Raw genomic sequence first — 19386 nt, forward strand, 5'->3', positions numbered from 1 at the left:
GTTAATCACTCACTTTTTTAAACGTCATCGGCACCACGGTGTCCCCTTCGTAGCGTCCGCTGCACTCGGCCACGCCGTTATCGCCCGGCTTGCAGGAAATTTCCGGCATCGGGTAGCGTGAGCCATCGCTGCAACGGGCGCTGCCGCGCGTTTTAATCATTAACGTGCCGGACGACTGCAGGCCGGAGAAAACGTCGACCTTACAAACAACGTTGTCGCCATGCACCAGACGCGCGCTGCCTTTATTGTTGGCAATCTGATAGCGCAGGGTCGGCGGCTTGCCGGTAATAGGATCTTTTACGTCAATCATCACGCGCCATGCGCCATTGAGGAATTTCGTCGAACCGATTTTTAACGCGTCCGCAGGCAGGACCAGCGCGTTTTTAGCCACGGCGGAAGCAGCAGCCGGAGCCTGCTCAACAGCAGGTTCGGGAGCCGAAGGCGCAGCTACGGCGGCCTCGGTTAAAGGCAGCGTCGATTTTTCAACTGCGGCGGCAGGCGCGGAGTCAAGGGGCTGAATAACGGCAGGCTCAATCGGCTGCGGTTCAGGGGCGGCTTTCGCCACGGCTAAAGGCTGTACTGCGGACGTTGCCAGGAATTTGTAAGCAACCGGCGTGGCGATAAGCGCCAGGGCTGCGGCGGCAACAGGCAGTAACCAGAGACGTGACTTTGCTTTCGCAGCAGGCGGCTGCGGCGCAGGGACAGCTTCTGCGATTATCATTTCCGGCTCAGGAACAACCCGAGGCTGAGCGGTATAAACCAGCGGTTCATCCGGCTCGCTAAGAACAATTGCTTTAACGGCAGCAGGTTTATCCGCCACGACAGAAGCAATTTCTGGCAGCGTAGGTTCCGGGATAAATTCAATCCTCGGTTCCGGCACATCGACCACGCGCAGGCAGTCCAGCACGTCTTCACGCGCGCCCTGATTGAGGTTTACAAAGCCCCAGAAGGTGATGACCGGTTTGCCATCCACCAGGTAGACATGCTGGCTGCCGGGAAATTGCAGGGTATTGGCAAGCAGCGAACCGAACAGTTGAATGGCGGTTTTTTCCGCCTGCTGGCAGCGCTGAATAAGCGTTGCGACGTTCGCCTGGCAATTATCCAGATAGCGCAGCGCTTTTTTGCGCTGTTCATCGCTTGCGGCGGCCCAGCTCAGCACGCTGCCTTCGAACGGCGCGTACCAGTCAACCCGGTCGCCTTCGTCATTAGGCTGTGGAATAGCGAGGCTGTCCGCCACCGCATAAAGCTTACGCAAACGTAAGGTTTCGCGTATCTGTAACGCCGAGTCGAACACTGCCTGTCCGTTTTCGCCCAGCGCCAGGAAATCATCCAGGCATCCGCTGCGCAGTAATGTTTTTGCCACGTCTATCATCCTGCCGTTAACGACTCATTTCGAGCCATCTTCACGCATTACATTTTACGGATTCCTGCATTAAGCAAACGGCAGAAGAGACGGCAAATTTTTCTAATTATTGGGGGATTGCGATGACGACGCTGGATTTTATGCTAACCATAAAGCTCTTTCCCAATGTAGAGGATGCGTCATTATGCTTGAGCAACGCCCGTTTCACGTTCGATTTTGCAGAGATCTGAACGGCTAATGCGTTAAGGTTGCCGCGGGTGAATCCGGCCGGTGAACAGTTTTGTAGGGTGGATAAGCGGTAGCGCCATCCACCAGTGTTATCTTCTATTTTTGCTATAAAAATGAGCAATTCCCGCTAAAAATGAATAACATGATAGCCGTTTGTTATTTGCCGATGGCTTTCTGGTGTGCTGTTATTAAGGCGCAAAATAATAAGTACGCAAACCATTTGGCAAGCAAACAAAAGGCAAAAACATGTCCACAGGGAAAACACTCCTCGGGCTACTGCTTAGCGCTCTGCTACCCGCAGGCGCTGCGACGGCGGCCGTCAGTAATACGATTGTCTATTGTTCCGAAGCCTCTCCGGAATCCTTCAACCCACAAATCGCAAGCTCTGGCCCAAGCTTTGTCGCCAGCTCGCAAACGCTCTATAACCGCCTGGTTGATTTTAATAAGAGCGATAACCTGCCGGTGCCGTCGCTGGCTACCGAGTGGAAAATCAGCCCGGACGGTAAAACCTACACCTTTACCCTGCGCCAGGGCGTGAAGTTCAACAGCAATAAATATTTCAAGCCAACGCGTGATTTCAACGCCGACGACGTGATTTTCTCCGTAATGCGCCAGAAAGACGCGAATAACCCGTATCACAACGTCTCGCAGGCTAATTACGAATACTTCAACGATGTCGGCCTCGACAAGCTGATAACCGACGTGAAAAAAATCGATGATTATCACGTTCAGTTCACTCTGAGCGAGCCGAATGCGGCGTTCCTTGCCGACTGGGGCATGGACTTCGCTTCGATTTTGTCTGCGGAATACGCGGATGCGATGCTGAAAAAGGGCACGCCTGAACGGGTGGATACCCAGCCTATCGGCACCGGCCCTTATGCGTTGCAGGAGTACAAGGTGGACTCGCTGATCCGCTACGTGGCGAACCCGAATTACTGGAACGGCGAAGTGCCGACCAAACATCTGATCTTCTCGATCACGCCAAACGTGCAGACGCGTCTGGCAAAACTGCAGAAGAACGAGTGCCAGATTATCCCCGCCCCAGGTCCGGTGCAGTTTGACGCAATCAAGGCGAACAAAGATCTTACGCTGCATACCGTTGACGGCCTGAGCGTCGGCTATCTGGCCTTTAATACCGACAAAAAACCTTTTGATAACGTGCTGGTGCGCCAGGCGCTGAATTACGCCGTGGACAAAAAATCCATTATCAACGCCGTCTTTATGGGCACCGGGACGGTAGCGAACTCGCCGATCCCGCCGACCATGATGGGCTATAACAAAAACCTGAAGGATTACTCATACGATCCTGAAAAAGCCAAAGCGCTGCTCAAGCAGGCTGGCCTGGAAAAAGGCTTCGACACCGATCTGTGGTCCATGCCGGTGCAGCGACCGTATAATCCGAATTCGCGCCGCATTGCGGAAATGATCCAGGCGGACTGGGCGAAAGTAGGGGTGAATGCCAAAATCGTGACGTTCGAATGGGGCGAGTACCTTTCCGGAATGCGCAAAGGCGAGCACTCCTCAGCGCTGTTTGGCTGGATGTCCGACAACGGCGACCCGGATAACTTCGCGGATACGCTGTTGGGCTGCGGCAGCATCGAAAGCGGTTCTAACGCCGCCCGCTGGTGCGACAAGCAGTATGATGCGCTGACCCGCAAGGCGAAACTCACCAGCGATCCGGCTGCGCGCGCCAAACTTTACCAACAGGCGCAGGAAATTTTCTACCAGCAGGCTCCGTGGATCCCGCTTGCCAACGGCAAAACCTTCTTCGCCACGCGCAGCAACGTGACGGGGTACAGCGTCAGCCTCAGCGGCAGCGATTTCTCAAAGGCTAAGCTGAACTAAAAACCGGCGGAAGGCGCTGGGTTTATCCACCCTGCAAAGCGTATCTTAGGGTGGATAAACGAAAGCCCCCCGCCAAAAAAGGAGAAGTATATGGCACATCTGGACGAGGTCATTGCACGGGTAGACGCAACCATCAGCGAAAACGTGATTGAGCATATGAACGAACTGCTGATTGAGCTAAGCGACGACGCGCAACTGAGCCGCGAAGATCGTTACACCCAGCAGCAGCGCCTGCGTACCGCTATTGCGCACAAAGGCCATCATCAAAGAGAAGAGGCGGAAGAACGCCGCCAGGCCTTAACGAAAGGCGGCACCATTCTCTGACCAGACCAGGAGTTATTATGCGTATTGGATTTATTGGGCTTGGCGGCATGGGCCAGCCAATGGCTGAGAACCTGCTTAAAGCAGGCTTTGAGGTTGCCGTGTGGAACCGCTCCGCAACGCCTGCCGAAGCGTTAAAAGCGCAGGGCGCGCGTATTTGCGCAACCCCTGCGGAATTTACCGACAGCGACGTGTTAATCACCATGCTGGCCGATGACGACATCAGCCGCGAGGTGGTCATCGGACAGGGCGCGCTTGGCGCATTACCGCCGGGGGCTATCTGGATCAATATGGCGACGGTTTCGGTAGCTTTTACCGAAGAGATGGCCGCCAATTCCAGCGCTCGCGGCAGCCGCTATGTTGCGGCGCCGGTTCTGGGGCGCGTTGACGTTGCCGCAGCCGGAAACCTGAATATTCTCACCGCGGGCGACAGCGATTTGCTTGATAAAGTGCAGCCGATTTTCGACGTGCTGGGCAGCAAAACCTGGCGCTTCGGCGACAGGCCGGAGCAGGCCGCAGCCGTCAAGCTCGCGGCCAATTTTATGCTGGCAAGCGCCATTGAAGCGATGGGCGAATCCGCAGCCCTTGTGGATGCCTATGATGTTGCCCCCGCTGATTTCCTCGGCATGCTGACCAGCACGTTATTTGCAGCACCCGCCTATAAAAATTACGGCGCGATGATTGCGGAAAATCGTTATACCCCGGCCGGATTCACCATGAAACTGGGCCTGAAAGACGTGCGTCTGGCGCAGCAGGCGGCGGAAAGTAAGCATGTACCGATGGGTATTGCCGGAGTTTTACGTGATAATTATCTCGATGCGCTGGCGCACGGTGATGAGAATCTCGACTGGGCGGCATTAGCCACCGTATCCGCCCGCCGCAGCGGTAAAAAATAAATTATTTTTATCTGATGGCGGATAAGTTTTTCACTTATCCGTCATATGCACCATCAGGAAAATATTGCGGCATATTTCGCGCCACAACGGTGCAAATATAAGATAAGAAAATATTATATTTAATTTAACTCTTTGAAATTAATCTCAATTAAATAACTGGCATCGTAATTGCTTTATCCATTTCATCTTGTATACCAGATGGGATGCCAGTTTATGTCAGTATCAACTTTGTCTGAGTGGGTTTTAACTTACCGCCAGCAGCCACAACAGCTTGTTGCTGCTTACCAGCAACTGAATGCTAATTTATCCCGCGACGATAATGCCTGGATATATATTGCCAGCCACGATGAAATCCATGCGCAATTAACCACAATTTTACATGCGATTAATTCCGGCGATAAACAAGTCGGCGATTATCCATTATTAGGCGTGCCCTTTGCCGTAAAAGATAATATTGATGTGGCAGGCATGCCGACCAGCGCCGCTTGCCCCGCATTTACCTGGACGCCGCAGCAGGACGCGACGGTGGTCGCCCGTTTAAAAGGCGCAGGCGCGGTGGTGGTTGGCAAAACAAATCTCGATCAGTTTGCTACCGGGCTGGTTGGCACCCGCTCCCCATTTGGCGCAGTAAAAAACACGTTTAATCCTGATTATGTGAGCGGCGGTTCCAGCTCCGGCTCAGCCTCCGTTGTGGCGCGCGGGCTGGTCTGTTTCTCCCTGGGTACCGATACGGCAGGTTCTGGCCGCGTGCCTGCCGGGTTCAACAATATCGTTGGTCTGAAGCCGACCAAAGGCTGGCTTTCTAACAAAGGCGTGCTGCCCGCCTGTCGTCTGAACGACTGCGTTTCCATATTCGCCTTAACCGTTGCCGATGTGCAGGCCGTGGCCGAAGTGGCTGGCGGTTACGATCCGCAGGATCCTTACTCTCGTCACAATCCAAAAACTTCCCCGGCACGCTTCAGCGAAACACCTCGCTTTGCGATCCCGGACAAACTGGAGTTTTTTGCTGATATTCACAGCGAAGCCGCTTTTGCCAAAACGCTGGCGCGCCTGGAACAGCAGGGCGCAGAGCTTGTGCCGATTGATTTCAGCGCTTTTACCCAACTGGCAGAACAGCTTTATTACGGCGCGTGGGTTGCTGAGCGCACCGTGGCCGTGGGCGAATTCTTCAGGAATCAGCCGGAAGAAATGGACCCCACGGTGCGCGGCATCGTGGCGAACGGCCTGAACTATACGGCCTGCGATGCCTGGCAGGCGGAATACACGCGTGCCGAACTGGCGCAAAAAATTAACGCGCAGCTCGCAGGCTTTGATGCGCTGGTGGTGCCTACATCGCCGACTATTCATACCATCGCAGAAATGGCGCAGGAGCCGGTGCGGTTTAACTCGCAGTTCGGCACCTACACCAACTTCACTAATCTTGCCGATCTTTGCGCGCAGGCGTTGCCGGGCGATTTTCGCGATGACGGATTGCCTGCGGGCATCACCCTGATTGCTCCGGCCTGGCACGACCGCGCGCTGAGCCAGTTCGGTATGGCCTGGCAGGCCGCCATCAACCTGCCGCTAGGCGCAACGGATAAATTACTCCCCGCGCCTGGCGCAGAAAAAATCTCGTCAAATCACGTGCGTGTCGCCGTGGTCGGCGCGCATCTGCGTGGTATGCCGCTTAACCACCAGCTCACCACGCGAAATGCGGTATTCATCAAAGAAGCCCGTACCGCCGCCAGCTATCGGCTTTACGCCCTGGCTAACACGCAGCCTGCCAAACCGGGTCTTGCCCGCAGCCAGGAAGGCCAGCCGATCGCCGTTGAGCTCTGGGATATTCCGCAGGCGTGCTTTGGCGAATTTGTCGCTGAAATTCCGGCTCCCCTTGGCATTGGCACATTGACGCTTGAAGACGGTGAGAGCGTGAAAGGCTTTATTTGCGAGTCAATAGCGCTTGCTGACGCGACGGACATTACCGCATGGGGCGGCTGGAAAGCCTGGCTTGCCCGTCACCACAGCGCCTGAGGAGGGAATATGTTTAGCTCAGTGTTAATTGCTAACCGCGGCGAGATTGCCGTTCGCGCGATCAAAACGCTTAAGAAAATGGGCATTACCAGCGTGGCGGTCTATTCCGGGCCCGACGCCAACGCGCAGCATGTCACAGACGCGGATATCGCCATTGCGCTTGGCGGCGAAAAGGCGGCGGACAGCTATCTGGATATCGCAAAGATTCTTGCCGCCGCAAAAGAGAGCGGCGCGCAGGCGATTTTTCCCGGCAACGGCTTTCTTTCCGAACGCGCTGAATTTGCCCAGGCCTGCGAAGAGGCGGGTATCGTCTTTATCGGCCCGACCGCCGATCAGATTCGGGATTTCGGCCTTAAACACCGGGCTCGCGAACTGGCCTTTAAGGCCGATGTGCCGATGACCCCGGGCACCGGTTTGCTGCTCAACTTGCAGGAGGCGCAGCTTGCCGCAGCCGAAATCGGCTATCCGGTGATGCTGAAAACCACCGCAGGCGGCCGCGGAATAGGGCTTACGCGCTGCGATGACGAAGCCGCGCTGCTGGATGCCTGGTCGAGCGTAAAACGCATGGGGCAGCAGTTTTTCAGCGACGACGGCGTGTTTATCGAACGTTTTGTTGACCGTGCACGCCACCTGGAAGTGCAGATCTTCGGCGACGGTAAAGGCAAAGTGGTGGCGCTGGGCGAGCGAGACTGTTCTTTGCAACGCCGCAACCAAAAAGTTATTGAGGAAACGCCTGCGCCAAACCTGCCGCAGTCCACACGCGAAGCAATACACGCGGCCGCTGTAGCGCTTGGCGAATCGGTGAACTACCGCAGCGCGGGCACGGTGGAATTTATCTACGACGCCACGCGCGACGCGTTTTATTTTCTTGAAGTGAATACGCGTTTGCAGGTTGAGCACCCGGTAACGGAAATGGTCACCGGGCTCGATCTGATTGAGTGCATGCTGCAGGTCGCCGCAGGCGCGCCTCTCGACTGGCAGCGTCTTGCGCAACCGCCAAAAGGCGCATCCATTGAGGTGCGAATCTATGCCGAAGATGCGCTGAAAAACTTCCAGCCAAGCCCCGGCGTACTGACCGATGTCGCTTTCCCGGAGGATGTGCGCGTGGACGGCTGGGTCAGTACCGGTAGCGAAGTAAGCGCTTTTTACGATCCGATGATCGCCAAAATGATCGTTCATGGCGACGATCGTCAGCAGGCGTTAAGTAAACTGAACGCGGCGCTTTCGGCCACGCGTCTGCACGGTATCGCCACCAACCTCGACTATCTGCGCCAGATTGTGCAGCTTGCGGAATTTAAAGCGGGCGTGATGTGGACGCGCCTGCTGGACAGCGTGGTATATCAGGCTCACGCCGTCGAAGTGCTGGCACCGGGCACCTGGAGCAGCGTGCAGGACTGTCCGGGCCGTCTCGGCTACTGGGATATCGGCGTGCCGCCGTCCGGGCCGATGGACGACTTTGCTTTCCGCCTGGCAAACCGCATTGTCGGCAACCATCCCTCTGCCGCCGGGCTGGAGTTCACGCTTCAGGGACCGACGCTGCGTTTTCACAGCGCGGCCACTATTGCGCTGACCGGCGCGCCTTGTCCGGCTACCCTTGACGATGCGCAAGTCCCTTACTGGCAGCCGATTATCGTTAAAGCAGGCCAGACGCTGAAGCTTGGCCGCGCGACGTCCGGCTGCCGGACCTATCTCGCCGTACGCAACGGGTTTGACGTGCCGGTTTATCTCGGCAGCCGTTCCACTTTTGCGCTGGGACAGTTTGGCGGGCACGCCGGACGTACCCTGCGGGTTGCAGACGTGCTGGCGATTTCCCAGCCTTGTTTGCCCGCCTGCACCACGCCCGCGCCGATTTCGCTGCCGCAGATGCCGGAGCCCGCGGTTATCCCGCAGTATGGCAGTCTGTGGGAAATCGGCGTGCTTTATGGGCCGCACGGCGCGCCTGATTTCTTCACGCCGGAATCCATGCAGACGTTTTTTGACGCCGAATGGCAGGTTCACTACAACTCAAACCGCCTTGGCGTGCGGCTTGTCGGCCCGAAACCGGAATGGACGCGCGCCGACGGCGGCGAGGCCGGGCTGCATCCTTCCAACGTTCATGACTGCGAATACGCTATTGGCGCGGTGAATTTCACCGGCGACTTCCCGGTTATTCTGACGCGCGACGGCCCGAGCCTGGGCGGCTTTGTCTGCCCGGTCACCATCGCTAAGGCAGAGCTGTGGAAAGTCGGGCAGGTGAAACCCGGCGATCGCATTCGTTTCCACGCGATTACGTTTGAACACGCGCAGTCGCTGGAGATCGCTCAGGACGTGGCGGTGACCAATCTGCTGCACGTCGACACGCTGCCCGATTTGCATCCTTCGATTATGCCCGGCACAACGTCCAGCGCGGCCATTCTGGCGGAGCTTGCGGCAGAGGGTGATTTGCCAGCGGTAGTTTATCGCCAGGCGGGGGATAACTACGTGCTGATCGAATACGGTGATAACGTGCTGGATCTGGCGTTGCGCCTGCGCATTTACCTGCTGATGAAAGCCATCCGGCAAACTGCCGGGAACGGTATAGAAGAGCTTTCTCCCGGCGTGCGTTCGCTGCAGGTGCGCTATGACAGCCAGCATATTTCCCAGTCTCAGCTCCTCACGCTGCTGCTAAGCCTTGAGAAACAGCTTGGCGATGTGACGACGCTGAAAATTCCTTCGCGCATCGTGCATCTGCCGATGGCCTTTGAAGACAGCGCCACGCTTGCGGCGGTGGAACGCTACAAAGAAACCGTGCGCAACGATGCGCCCTGGCTGCCGAATAACGTCGATTTTATCCAGCGCACCAACGGACTTGCGCACCGTGACGAAGTGAAACAGATAATCTTCGACGCCAGCTATCTGGTGCTGGGCCTGGGCGACGTTTACCTCGGCGCGCCTTGCGCGGTACCGCTTGACCCACGCCACCGGCTGCTTAGTTCGAAATACAATCCGGCGCGAACCTGGACTGCCGAAGGCACGGTTGGCATCGGCGGCATGTACATGTGCATCTACGGCATGGACTCGCCGGGCGGCTATCAACTGGTCGGGCGCACGGTGCCCATCTGGAACAAATTCCTTAAAAACGAGCAGTTCAGCGACGAGCCCTGGCTGCTGAAATTCTTCGACCAGGTACGTTTTTACCCGGTTACAGAAGACGAGTTGACCGAGTTCCGCGCCGCATTCCGTGAAGGGCGGGCGCAGGTTCGCGTTGAAGAAGTTGAGTTTGATTTCGCCGCCTATAACGAATTCCTCGCACAAAACGCTGACGACATCGCGGGCTTCCGCGAGCGTCAAAAAATCGCCTTTAACAGCGAGGTTGCCCACTGGAAAGAGCAGGAAAGCGCGGCGGTTGAGAGCGCCATGCTTGCAGAAGAAGAGGTCTGTGAGGATCAGGAAGGGCATCTGGTGAGCGCGGATCTGAACGGCAATATCTGGAAGATCCTCGTCGAAGCGGGTCAGACGGTGAAGCAGGGCGAGCCGCTTATCGTGGTGGAAGCGATGAAGATGGAGCTGATGGTTTCCGCGCCCTGCGACGGCACCGTTATCCGCATCAGTTGCCAGCAGGGCCGCCCGGTTGGGCCTGGCGATGCGTTGCTGTGGCTGGATGTGGTGTGACTGCTGGCTGGAAGGTGGATGGCGCGTTGCTAATCCACCCTACATGCCAGTTCCGTTTTCTGTAGGGCGGAGAAGCGTAGCGCCATCCACGTGGGGAATAAATGAAAGCCACTAAACCAGAAGGCATCGCCGAACGTATTTACCGGCAGCTCAAACAGGAAATCTTCGATTTCCAGTTACTACCCGGCGACCGCTTCAGCGAAAACGACGTTGCGGTACGAATGGAGGCCAGCCGCACGCCGGTTCGCCAGGCGCTGTATGCGCTGGAGCAGGAAGGTTATGTCGAGGTGCAGCCGCGCAGCGGCTGGCAGATCAAAGCGGTGGATTTTGACTACCTGGAATCGCTTTACGATTTGCGCATCGTGCTTGAGCTCGAAGCGGTGAAACGACTGTGCGCGCTGCCGCAGGAGGTGCGGCCGCTGCCGCTACAGATGTTGAAACAGTTCTGGATTGATTCACCGCAGCTACCGGACGGCGGGGAGGTCGCAAGCCATGACGAGGCGTTTCACATGACGCTGGTCGAGGCGGCAGGCAACACGGAGATGGCGCGGGTGCATCGCGATATCACTGAAAAAATCCGTATCGTGCGGCGGCTGGATTTTACCCAGCGGCCACGCGTGAGCGCGACTTATCACGAGCACGGGCAAATCCTGCTCGCCATTTTGGACCGCAATATTCAGGAGGCGCAGACTCGTTTACACGACCATATAGCCGCAAGTCAGAAAGAGGTTCGTTTGATAACGCTTCATATGTTGCACCTGGCACGAAACACACAGCGTCTTTAACTTTTCAGGAGTGAGAATTATGCAACGTCGTACCTTTATTAAAGCTTTTGCGCTTTCCGCGTCGGTTATCAGCATGGGGCTGGCTTTCAGCGCCCAGGCGGCCGATACCATCAAAGTAGGCATTATGCATTCGCTCTCCGGCACGATGGCCATTTCCGAAACGCCCCTAAAAGACGTGGCGCTGATGACCATCGCTGACATCAACGCCAAAGGCGGCGTGCTGGGCAAACAGCTTGAGCCGGTAGTGGTTGACCCGGCCTCCAACTGGCCGCTGTTTGCTGAGAAAGCGCGTCAGTTGCTAAGCCAGGACAAAGCGGCGGTGGTGTTTGGCTGCTGGACATCGGTATCGCGTAAATCCGTGCTGCCGGTGTTTGAGGAGCTCAACGGGCTGCTGTTCTATCCGGTGCAGTACGAAGGCGAAGAGATGTCGCCAAACGTGTTCTATACCGGCGCTGCGCCAAACCAGCAGGCGATCCCGGCGGTGGAATACCTGATGAGCGAAGACGGCGGGGCGGCGAAACGCTACTTCCTGCTGGGCACCGATTACGTTTATCCGCGCACCACCAACAAAATCCTGCGCGCTTTCCTGCATTCCAAAGGCGTGCAGGATAAAGATATCGAAGAGGTCTACACCCCGTTTGGCTACAGCGATTACCAGACCATCGTTTCTAATATCAAGAAGTTCTCCGCCGGTGGTAAAACGGCGGTGATCTCCACCATCAACGGCGACTCTAACGTGCCGTTCTACAAAGAGCTGGCGAACCAGGGGCTGAAGGCAACGGACGTGCCGGTGGTGGCGTTCTCCGTGGGTGAAGAAGAGCTGCGCGGCATCGACACCAAACCGCTGGTGGGCAATCTGGCCGCCTGGAACTACTTCGAGTCCGTGGATAATGCAACCAACAAACAGTTCGTCGCCGAATGGAAGGCTTATGCGAAAGCCCACAAGCTGCCGAACGCCGATACCGTGGTCACCAACGATCCGATGGAAGCCACCTACGTTGGCATCCATATGTGGGCCCAGGCCGTTGAAAAAGCAGGCACCACGGATGTGGATAAAGTTCGTGCCGCCATGGCCGGGCAAACCTTTAAAGCGCCTTCCGGCTTTACCCTGACGATGGACGCCACCAACCACCATCTGCATAAGCCGGTGATGATCGGCGAAATCGAAGGCAACGGTCAGTTCAACGTGGTGTGGCAGACCGAAGGCCCGGTTCGCGCGCAGCCGTGGAGCCCGTTTATTGCCGGGAACGACAAGAAGTCTGATGAGCCGGTGAAGACGGCCAGCAACTAAACCAGATGGCGGGTGGCGCTATGCACCCGCCCTACATTTCGACGCGAAGGGTGGATAAGCGCGAGCGCATTCATCCTTGCAAGCAGGAGACGCCCATGAAACTCATAAGATGGCTGCTGATCGTAGCCTGGCTGCTGCCGTGTTTCGCCCGCGCCGGAGATGCCGAGGATTTTGCGGCGGCTAACCGATCCGCACAGGCGAAGCTGCTGCAAAGCTGGGCGGCAGCGCCGGACGCGGCCCGCCTCCCGTTACTAAGCGCCCTAAACCAGGAAAGCCTGGTGACCGATGAACAACACCATGCGTTCGCGCAAACGGATTCAACGCTTACCCCGCTTGGCGAAGCTAAAACGCCAGCCGGAGAGGTGAAAAAAGTGCGTCTCACTAACCGCTTACGCATTCTGGCTGCCAGCGCGCTGGCCAGTCATCGGCTGGTAAGTGACAACGTCACCGTGCGCCTGCAGGCGGCAAAAGCATTACAAAGAGAGGCTGAGCCTGGGCTGCTTCCTCTGCTTGAACAAAGGCTTAACGCCGAACAGGATGAAAGCGTGCGCACCGCGCTTGAAGGGGCGTTGGCTCGTCTGCGGCTTGCAAGCCCCGATGCGAAAGTGCGCTTAAGCGCGGTCGAGCTTCTTGGGCATTCCGCCGATCCGGATACGCAGGCATTGCTAAAACCGCTGACCGATGCGCAAAACGAACCTGACGCGCAGGTGCGCGAGGCGGCAGGCGAAGGGCTGCAAAAAATCCAGCACCGGCTGATGCTCGGCGACATCCTCGGCCAGGCGTTTATGGGGCTTTCTTTAGGATCGATTCTGTTACTCGCAGCGCTGGGCCTTGCGATCACTTACGGTCTGCTGGGCGTTATCAATATGGCGCACGGCGAAATGCTGATGCTGGGCGCTTACTCTGCCTGGCTGGTCCAGACGGGTTTTCAACAGTATGCCCCCGGCTGGCTGACGTTCTATCCGATTGTGGCGTTGCCGGTAGCTTTCGCCGTTACTGCGGGTATCGGCATGGCGCTTGAACGCACGGTTATCCGCCATCTCTACGGACGGCCGCTGGAAACGCTGCTGGCGACGTGGGGCATCAGCCTGATGCTTATCCAGATTGTGCGCATGGTATTTGGCGCGCAGAACATGGAAGTGGCGAACCCGGCGTGGCTTTCCGGCGGCGTGCAGGTGCTGCCGAACCTCATCCTGCCGTGGAACCGGCTCGTGGTGCTGGGCTTTGTCATGCTGGTGCTGCTGTTTACCTGGCTGCTGCTTAACAAAACGCGTCTGGGCATGAACGTGCGGGCCGTTACGCAAAACCGTGCGATGGCGGCCTGCTGCGGCGTGCCGACCGGGCGCGTGGATATGCTGGCCTTTGGCCTCGGCTCCGGCATTGCCGGACTGGGGGGCGTTGCGCTCTCGCAGCTTGGCAACGTCGGTCCGGAACTGGGCCAGGGCTACATTATCGATTCGTTTTTAGTGGTGGTGCTTGGCGGCGTGGGGCAGCTTGCCGGGAGCGTGGCCGCCGCGTTCGGGCTGGGTATCTTCAACAAAATACTGGAGCCGCAAATCGGCGCGGTGCTGGGCAAAATTTTAATCCTTGTGATGATTATTCTGTTTATTCAGAAACGTCCGCAGGGCCTGTTTGCGCTGAAAGGGAGGATCCTCGACTGATGAGCCAGCCGCTGACGTTAACCCTGACTCGCAAAGCGCCGCGCCTGAGCGCCGCGCTGGGAACTTTACTGGTTGTTGCGATGCTGACGCTGCCGTTTTTGACGCTGCTGCCAGCCGGTCATCCCTGGGCTTTGTCCACCTACACGTTGACGCTGGTCGGCAAAATTCTTTGCTACGCCACCGTCGCCGTGGCGCTGGATTTGGTGTGGGGATACGCGGGATTGCTCTCGCTGGGACACGGTATTTTCTTTGCCCTGGGCGGCTATGCGATGGGCATGTATCTGATGCGCCAGGCCGCAGGTGACGGGCTGCCTGAATTTATGTCTTTCCTTTCCTGGAGCGAGCTGCCCTGGTTCTGGTGGGGCACGCAGCATTTTGCCTGGGCGATGGCGCTGGTTGTGCTGGTGCCGGGGCTGCTGGCGCTGGTGTTTGGCTTTTTTGCCTTCCGTTCAAAAATCAAAGGCGTGTATTTCTCGATAATGACCCAGGCGCTGACCTATGCCGGCATGCTGCTGTTCTTTCGCAACGAAACCGGCTTTGGCGGCAATAACGGCTTTACCGGATTTACCACCCTTCTGGGCATGCCCATCACGGCGACGAGCACGCGCATCGGGTTATTTATCGCCACGGTTTTGCTGCTGATAGCGAGCCTTGCCGTTGGCTTTGCACTCGCGCGCAGCAAGTTTGGCCGCGTGTTGACCGCCGTGCGCGATGCGGAAAACCGTCTCGTGTTCTGCGGCTACGACCCGCGTGGTTTTAAATTACTCGTCTGGACGTTATCTGCCGTGCTCTGCGGGCTGGCAGGCGCGCTTTATGTGCCGCAGGTTGGGATTATCAACCCGGGCGAAATGTCGCCGACTAACTCCATCGAGGCCGCGATTTGGGTCGCGCTTGGCGGGCGCGGCACGTTGATTGGGCCAATACTCGGCGCAGGACTTGTGAACGGCGCAAAAAGCTATTTCACCATGGCTGTACCGGAATACTGGCAGTTGTTCCTCGGGCTGATTTTTATCATCGTGACGCTGTTTTTGCCGCGCGGCGTGATTGGCCTGCTGCGTAAAGGAGAGAAATGATGCAACCTGGCGAACCGCTATTCACCCGTCAGCATCTGACGGACAGATATCGCGAACAGACCGATCCGGTGCTGATGCTGGAAAACATCAACGTTAGTTTCGACGGCTTTAAGGCGCTGACGGATCTCTCACTCAATATTGGCGTGGGGGAGCTGCGCTGCGTGATTGGCCCGAACGGCGCGGGCAAAACCACGCTGATGGATGTGATCACCGGCAAAACTAAACCGCAAACCGGCAAGGCATTTTACGATCAGTCCACGGACCTGCTGCGCCTTGAGCCCGCAGAAATTGCCAAAAAAGGAATAGGGCGTAAGTTCCAGAAGCCCACGGTTTTTGAAGCGCTGACGGTGTTTGAAAATCTTGAGATAGCCCAAAAAGCGGATAAGTCGGTGTGGGCGAGCCTGCGGGCAAAACTGACTTCCGAGCAGCGCGATCGCATCGATGAAATGCTGACTACGCTGCGCCTTGGCGCAGAACGCCACCGCCAGGCAGGCCTGCTGTCGCACGGACAAAAGCAGTTTCTGGAAATAGGTATGCTGCTGGTGCAGGAGCCGCATTTACTGTTGCTGGACGAGCCTGCGGCAGGCATGACGGATGCGGAAACCGAATACACCGCCGAACTTTTCCGCCAGCTTGCGGGCAGGCACTCTCTGATGGTGGTGGAGCACGATATGGGCTTTGTGGAAACCATAGCCGATCACGTTACGGTGCTGCATCAGGGACAGGTGCTGGCAGAAGGTTCGCTGCAAGATGTGCAGGCCAACGAGCAGGTCATTGAAGTTTATCTGGGACGTTAATAACGAAGGCGGAACTTGTAGGGCGGATAAGCACAGCGCCATTCGCCGGGAGGAATTAAATATGCTGATGGTCCACGAACTAAACCAGTACTACGGCGGCAGCCATATCCTGCGCGGCGTCTCCTTTGACGCCAGAATCGGCGAGGTTACCTGCCTGCTTGGGCGCAACGGCGTGGGGAAAAGCACCTTGCTGAAATGCCTGATGGGACTTATCCCGGCGAAGTCCGGCAGCGTAAGCTGGCAGCAAAATAATATCACCGCGCGTAAACCGCACCAGCGTGTGCAGGCCGGTATTGCCTATGTGCCGCAGGGGCGTGAGATTTTTCCCCGTCTCACCGTTGAAGAAAACCTGCTGATGGGACTTTCGCGTTTTGCCGGCCGCGATGCAAAACAGGTGCCGGAAGACATTTATCGACTTTTTCCGGTGCTTGAAGAAATGAAGCAGCGCCGTGGCGGCGATCTTTCGGGCGGGCAACAGCAGCAACTGGCCATCGGGCGTGCGCTGGCCTGCAAACCGCAGCTCCTTATTCTGGACGAGCCTACCGAGGGCATTCAGCCTTCGGTCATTAAAGAAATAAGCCAGGTCATTAGCCAGCTTGCCGCGAAAGGCGACATGGCTATTTTGCTGGTCGAACAGTTTTATGATTTTGCCGCAGAACTGGCGGACAGCTATCTGGTGATGTCGCGCGGATCGATTATTCAACGCGGCGCCGGAGCGAATATGGAAGCGGATGGGGTTCGGGGGCTGGTGGCGATTTAACGGGGTCGCAAAATGCCGATGTTCTGATGCTTTTTGTAGCCTCGTTTAATGGCCTATAGTAAGGCTCTTACTTTTTAACTCCTCCCGGAGGTCAGCTTTGACTGGCGCAACAAACGAATACCTGCAACCTACCGGCGCGGCTTTATCTGACTGGCAACCTCGTCCTCGCCCGGAGCGCATTGTGCTTGAAGGGCGCTATTGTCGTCTTGAGCCGCTTACTTCTGAATCCCATACGCAGTCCCTGTGGAAAGCCTGGAGCAAAGCCGAGGATGGGCGCGACTGGACTTACATGAGCGTGGGGCCGTTTGCCGACGAACAACAGTTTGCCGAATTTGTGGCGAGCGCTGCCGCCAGTGCCGATCCCTTGCACTACGCGGTGATCGACCAAAAAACGGATCATGCGATGGGCACGCTTTCGCTAATGCGAATCGACCCGGCGAACGGCGTGATGGAAGTTGGTTTTGTGAGTTTTTCCCCCGAGCTAAAACGCACGGTGCAGGCTACGGAAGCCCATTTTTTGCTGATGAAATATGCCTTCGACGCGCTGGGCTATCGTCGCTACGAATGGAAATGCGACAGCCTGAACGGGCCTTCGCGCCGCGCCGCTTTGCGCCTTGGGTTCCGCTTTGAAGGGCTTTTCCGGCAGGCAATTGTCTACAAAGGCCGCACGCGTGATACCGCGTGGTTTTCTATTCTTGATAGCGAATGGCCGCAGATAAAAGTTACTTTTGAGACCTGGCTTGCGGCAGAAAATATGCCGCAGGGAAAACAGATCCGCAGCCTTTCCGATGTGCGAGCTGAAATCGTGGCCGGTCATTGCGGCAAGCACAGAACTGCCCTGGACGTTCGTCCGCTGGTCCGGAACGATTACTCCGCATGGCGTGAGCTTTGGCAGGGTTATTTAACGTTTTACGCTTCTCAACTGAGTGATTCACTAAGCCTGCTGACCTGGCAGCGTATGTTGTCGGAGGATGAACCTATGTATGCGCTGGGCGCATTCGACGCGCAGCAAAAATTGCTCGGTATTGTGCACGTGGTCTATCACCGCGGCACCTGGTCACAGGGCGATCATTGTTATCTGGAAGATCTGTTCACCGCGCCGGAATCACGCGGCAAAGGCGTTGGCCGGGCGCTGATAGAAGGGGTTTATCAGCATGCAAAAGCGAAGGGGGCTTCGCGGGTTTACTGGCACACGCACGAGACGAACGCTGCCGCGCAAACGCTTTATGACAAGCTCGCGGATAAACCCGGCTTTATTCAGTATCGTAAAGAGTTAGAGTAAAGGTTGATTACCGGGTGGCGCTGGGCTTACCTGCCCTGTGATGCCAAAGCGATTGTTGAATGGATAAGCGTTAACGCCATTCACCGCTTAGCCGACAAACGCCGCCCGCGACTTCACCGCCATGCCTTTCACTATCGACATATAGGCCAGTACGATGGCCGCCATCAACACAATAAACAGCATCGACGGCGCAAGCCAGGTGAGCAATAAACCCGTTAACAGCGGGTTGCATGCGCCACCCAGCCAGCCGAGCTGCTGCGCTGAAAAGTAGCTCGCTTTCAAACCCGGCGGCGCAATGTTATCGACCAGCATATATTCACCCGGCGCGTAGATCAGTTCGCCCACCGTGAACACCGCGGCAGAAAGCCCCCAGAACAACAAATTGTTTCCTGAGAGCATGAACCCCGCCAGGCCCGCCATAAAAAATAACGTTCCGTAGAACATCAGTTTTTTGATGTTGTCCGGGCGTATGCGTTTACCCACCAGATACTGAAAAACCACCACCACAAAGGCATTAACCGGCAGCACTACGCCAACCACTTTTTCAGCAAGCCCCGAGTCGGAAATGGCGATAGCGTACTGCGACAGGCACGCGGCAAAAGATCCGTAAACCAGCGAGCCGAGAAAGGCTGAAAGCGTGAAATACATTAACGCTTTGTCCTTGAGCATGCTGCGAGGAGAAAGCACGGCGCTTCCGATTTGCTCGGGAGTATTTACCGGCACGCCGTGTACATAGCGGCCGATTAAGATAAACGGGATAACCGCCGTCAGGCCGGATAGCCAGAAAGGTAAATTCGTGCTGTAGAGCACCGCGAGCGTGCCAATCGGCGGCCCGACGGTCCAGCCGATATTTGAAAAGGTGTAGTTAAGGGAAAATATTTTTGGTTTTTGATGCAGCTCCAGCGTGTCGGAAAAATAACCTTTCAGCACCGTAGAAAATACCGAGTACGCGCAGTTAATAAGCGAGTAAAAAATTACTACCAGTACGGAATTATTAACCAGCGGTATTGCAATAAATCCGGCAAGAAAAAGGGCGATTGCCAGCAGCATGTATTTTTTCTTATCAAATTTGTCCGCCAGAATGCCAAACCAGAGGCTAAAAATAACGCCTGCCGTTAGCGCAATGGTTAAAGCAAGACCGATCTCTTTTAGCGGCATGTTGTACTGGCGTGCAAGATAAATGGTCATAAACGGCAGGGTGAGACCGCGGCCAACGGTCAGCAGCAAAGAGGCGATAAGTAAAATGCTTGTTGATAATTGCTTGCCGGAAAACAACTTCGCGAGGGTAGCCATTTTTATCAGTATCTGTGGAAGGCGTGGAAGACAGCGGTCAGATTTATCATGAAGAAACAGCTAAGTATAGGGCTGACTTATCACCAGAGCACAGCGAATCACATCTGTATGGCTGGGATTTATTGCGATCTGTATCTGTTAATGCCCGGGT

General features: G+C 56.4%; 14 protein-coding genes and 1 pseudogene. 13 read left to right on the top strand and 2 right to left on the bottom strand.

Annotation, left to right across the window (positions count from 1 at the left end):
• Window position 1: 1 nt before the first annotated feature.
• Window positions 2–1363, bottom strand: coding sequence for an SrfA family protein (locus MUA00_RS18625; protein WP_271124483.1), 1362 nt, complete (start codon window positions 1361–1363; stop codon window positions 2–4).
• Between the two features lie 474 nt (window positions 1364–1837).
• On the opposite strand from MUA00_RS18625, the gene MUA00_RS18630 reads away from it, so the two are divergent.
• From MUA00_RS18630 to MUA00_RS21250, 13 genes and pseudogenes are all read left to right on the top strand, one after another.
• Window positions 1838–3436, top strand: a complete 1599-nt coding sequence (locus tag MUA00_RS18630; RefSeq protein WP_271124484.1) for an ABC transporter substrate-binding protein — start codon at window positions 1838–1840, stop codon at window positions 3434–3436.
• Between the two features lie 90 nt (window positions 3437–3526).
• Complete coding sequence (locus MUA00_RS18635) at window positions 3527–3760, top strand: DUF2526 family protein (protein ID WP_271124485.1); 234 nt, start codon at window positions 3527–3529, stop codon at window positions 3758–3760.
• Between the two features lie 17 nt (window positions 3761–3777).
• A complete protein-coding gene (locus tag MUA00_RS18640; protein WP_271124486.1) occupies window positions 3778–4653 on the top strand; it encodes an NAD(P)-dependent oxidoreductase in 876 nt (291 codons plus the stop codon).
• A 213-nt stretch (window positions 4654–4866) separates the two neighbouring features.
• Window positions 4867–6663, top strand: a complete 1797-nt coding sequence (gene atzF, locus MUA00_RS18645) for an allophanate hydrolase (protein ID WP_271124487.1) — start codon at window positions 4867–4869, stop codon at window positions 6661–6663.
• 9 nt (window positions 6664–6672) lie between these two features.
• Window positions 6673–10293 carry an urea carboxylase gene (gene uca, locus MUA00_RS18650; protein WP_271124488.1) on the top strand — a complete coding sequence of 1207 codons (3621 nt, stop codon included), beginning with the start codon at window positions 6673–6675 and terminating at the stop codon, window positions 10291–10293.
• Window positions 10294–10394: 101 nt separating this feature from the next.
• Window positions 10395–11078, top strand: coding sequence for a GntR family transcriptional regulator (locus MUA00_RS18655; protein ID WP_271124489.1), 684 nt, complete (start codon window positions 10395–10397; stop codon window positions 11076–11078).
• A gap of 19 nt (window positions 11079–11097) precedes the next feature.
• Window positions 11098–12369: an urea ABC transporter substrate-binding protein gene (gene urtA / locus MUA00_RS18660; protein ID WP_271124490.1), complete on the top strand. Its 1272-nt coding sequence runs from the start codon at window positions 11098–11100 to the stop codon at window positions 12367–12369.
• A gap of 95 nt (window positions 12370–12464) precedes the next feature.
• The gene (urtB, locus tag MUA00_RS18665) at window positions 12465–14030 is read left to right on the top strand and encodes an urea ABC transporter permease subunit UrtB (protein ID WP_271124491.1); all 1566 of its coding nucleotides are present in this window, start codon (window positions 12465–12467) and stop codon (window positions 14028–14030) included.
• Window positions 14030–15103: an urea ABC transporter permease subunit UrtC gene (gene urtC / locus MUA00_RS18670; protein ID WP_271124492.1), complete on the top strand. Its 1074-nt coding sequence runs from the start codon at window positions 14030–14032 to the stop codon at window positions 15101–15103. Before urtB ends, urtC begins: the two co-directional genes overlap by 1 nt.
• Window positions 15103–15900, top strand: a complete 798-nt coding sequence (urtD, locus tag MUA00_RS18675) for an urea ABC transporter ATP-binding protein UrtD (protein WP_271125012.1) — start codon at window positions 15103–15105, stop codon at window positions 15898–15900. Before urtC ends, urtD begins: the two co-directional genes overlap by 1 nt.
• A gap of 61 nt (window positions 15901–15961) precedes the next feature.
• The gene (gene urtE / locus MUA00_RS18680; protein WP_271124493.1) at window positions 15962–16660 is read left to right on the top strand and encodes an urea ABC transporter ATP-binding subunit UrtE; all 699 of its coding nucleotides are present in this window, start codon (window positions 15962–15964) and stop codon (window positions 16658–16660) included.
• Between the two features lie 97 nt (window positions 16661–16757).
• Window positions 16758–17456, top strand: a pseudogene (locus MUA00_RS18685) (GNAT family N-acetyltransferase); the annotation flags it as partial.
• 9 nt (window positions 17457–17465) lie between these two features.
• The gene (locus tag MUA00_RS21250; protein ID WP_408639733.1) at window positions 17466–17942 is read left to right on the top strand and encodes a GNAT family N-acetyltransferase; all 477 of its coding nucleotides are present in this window, start codon (window positions 17466–17468) and stop codon (window positions 17940–17942) included.
• An 87-nt stretch (window positions 17943–18029) separates the two neighbouring features.
• Here the strand turns inward: MUA00_RS21250 and ydeE are convergent, their stop codons facing one another.
• Window positions 18030–19235 (bottom strand): efflux MFS transporter YdeE, encoded by a 1206-nt coding sequence (gene ydeE / locus MUA00_RS18695; RefSeq protein WP_271124494.1) that lies wholly within the window; start codon window positions 19233–19235, stop codon window positions 18030–18032.
• Between the last annotated feature and the right edge of the window lie 151 nt (window positions 19236–19386).

Source organism: Dryocola boscaweniae (genome assembly GCF_025215095.1).
In the GTDB taxonomy this organism is placed as follows: Bacteria; Pseudomonadota; Gammaproteobacteria; order Enterobacterales; family Enterobacteriaceae; genus Dryocola; species Dryocola boscaweniae.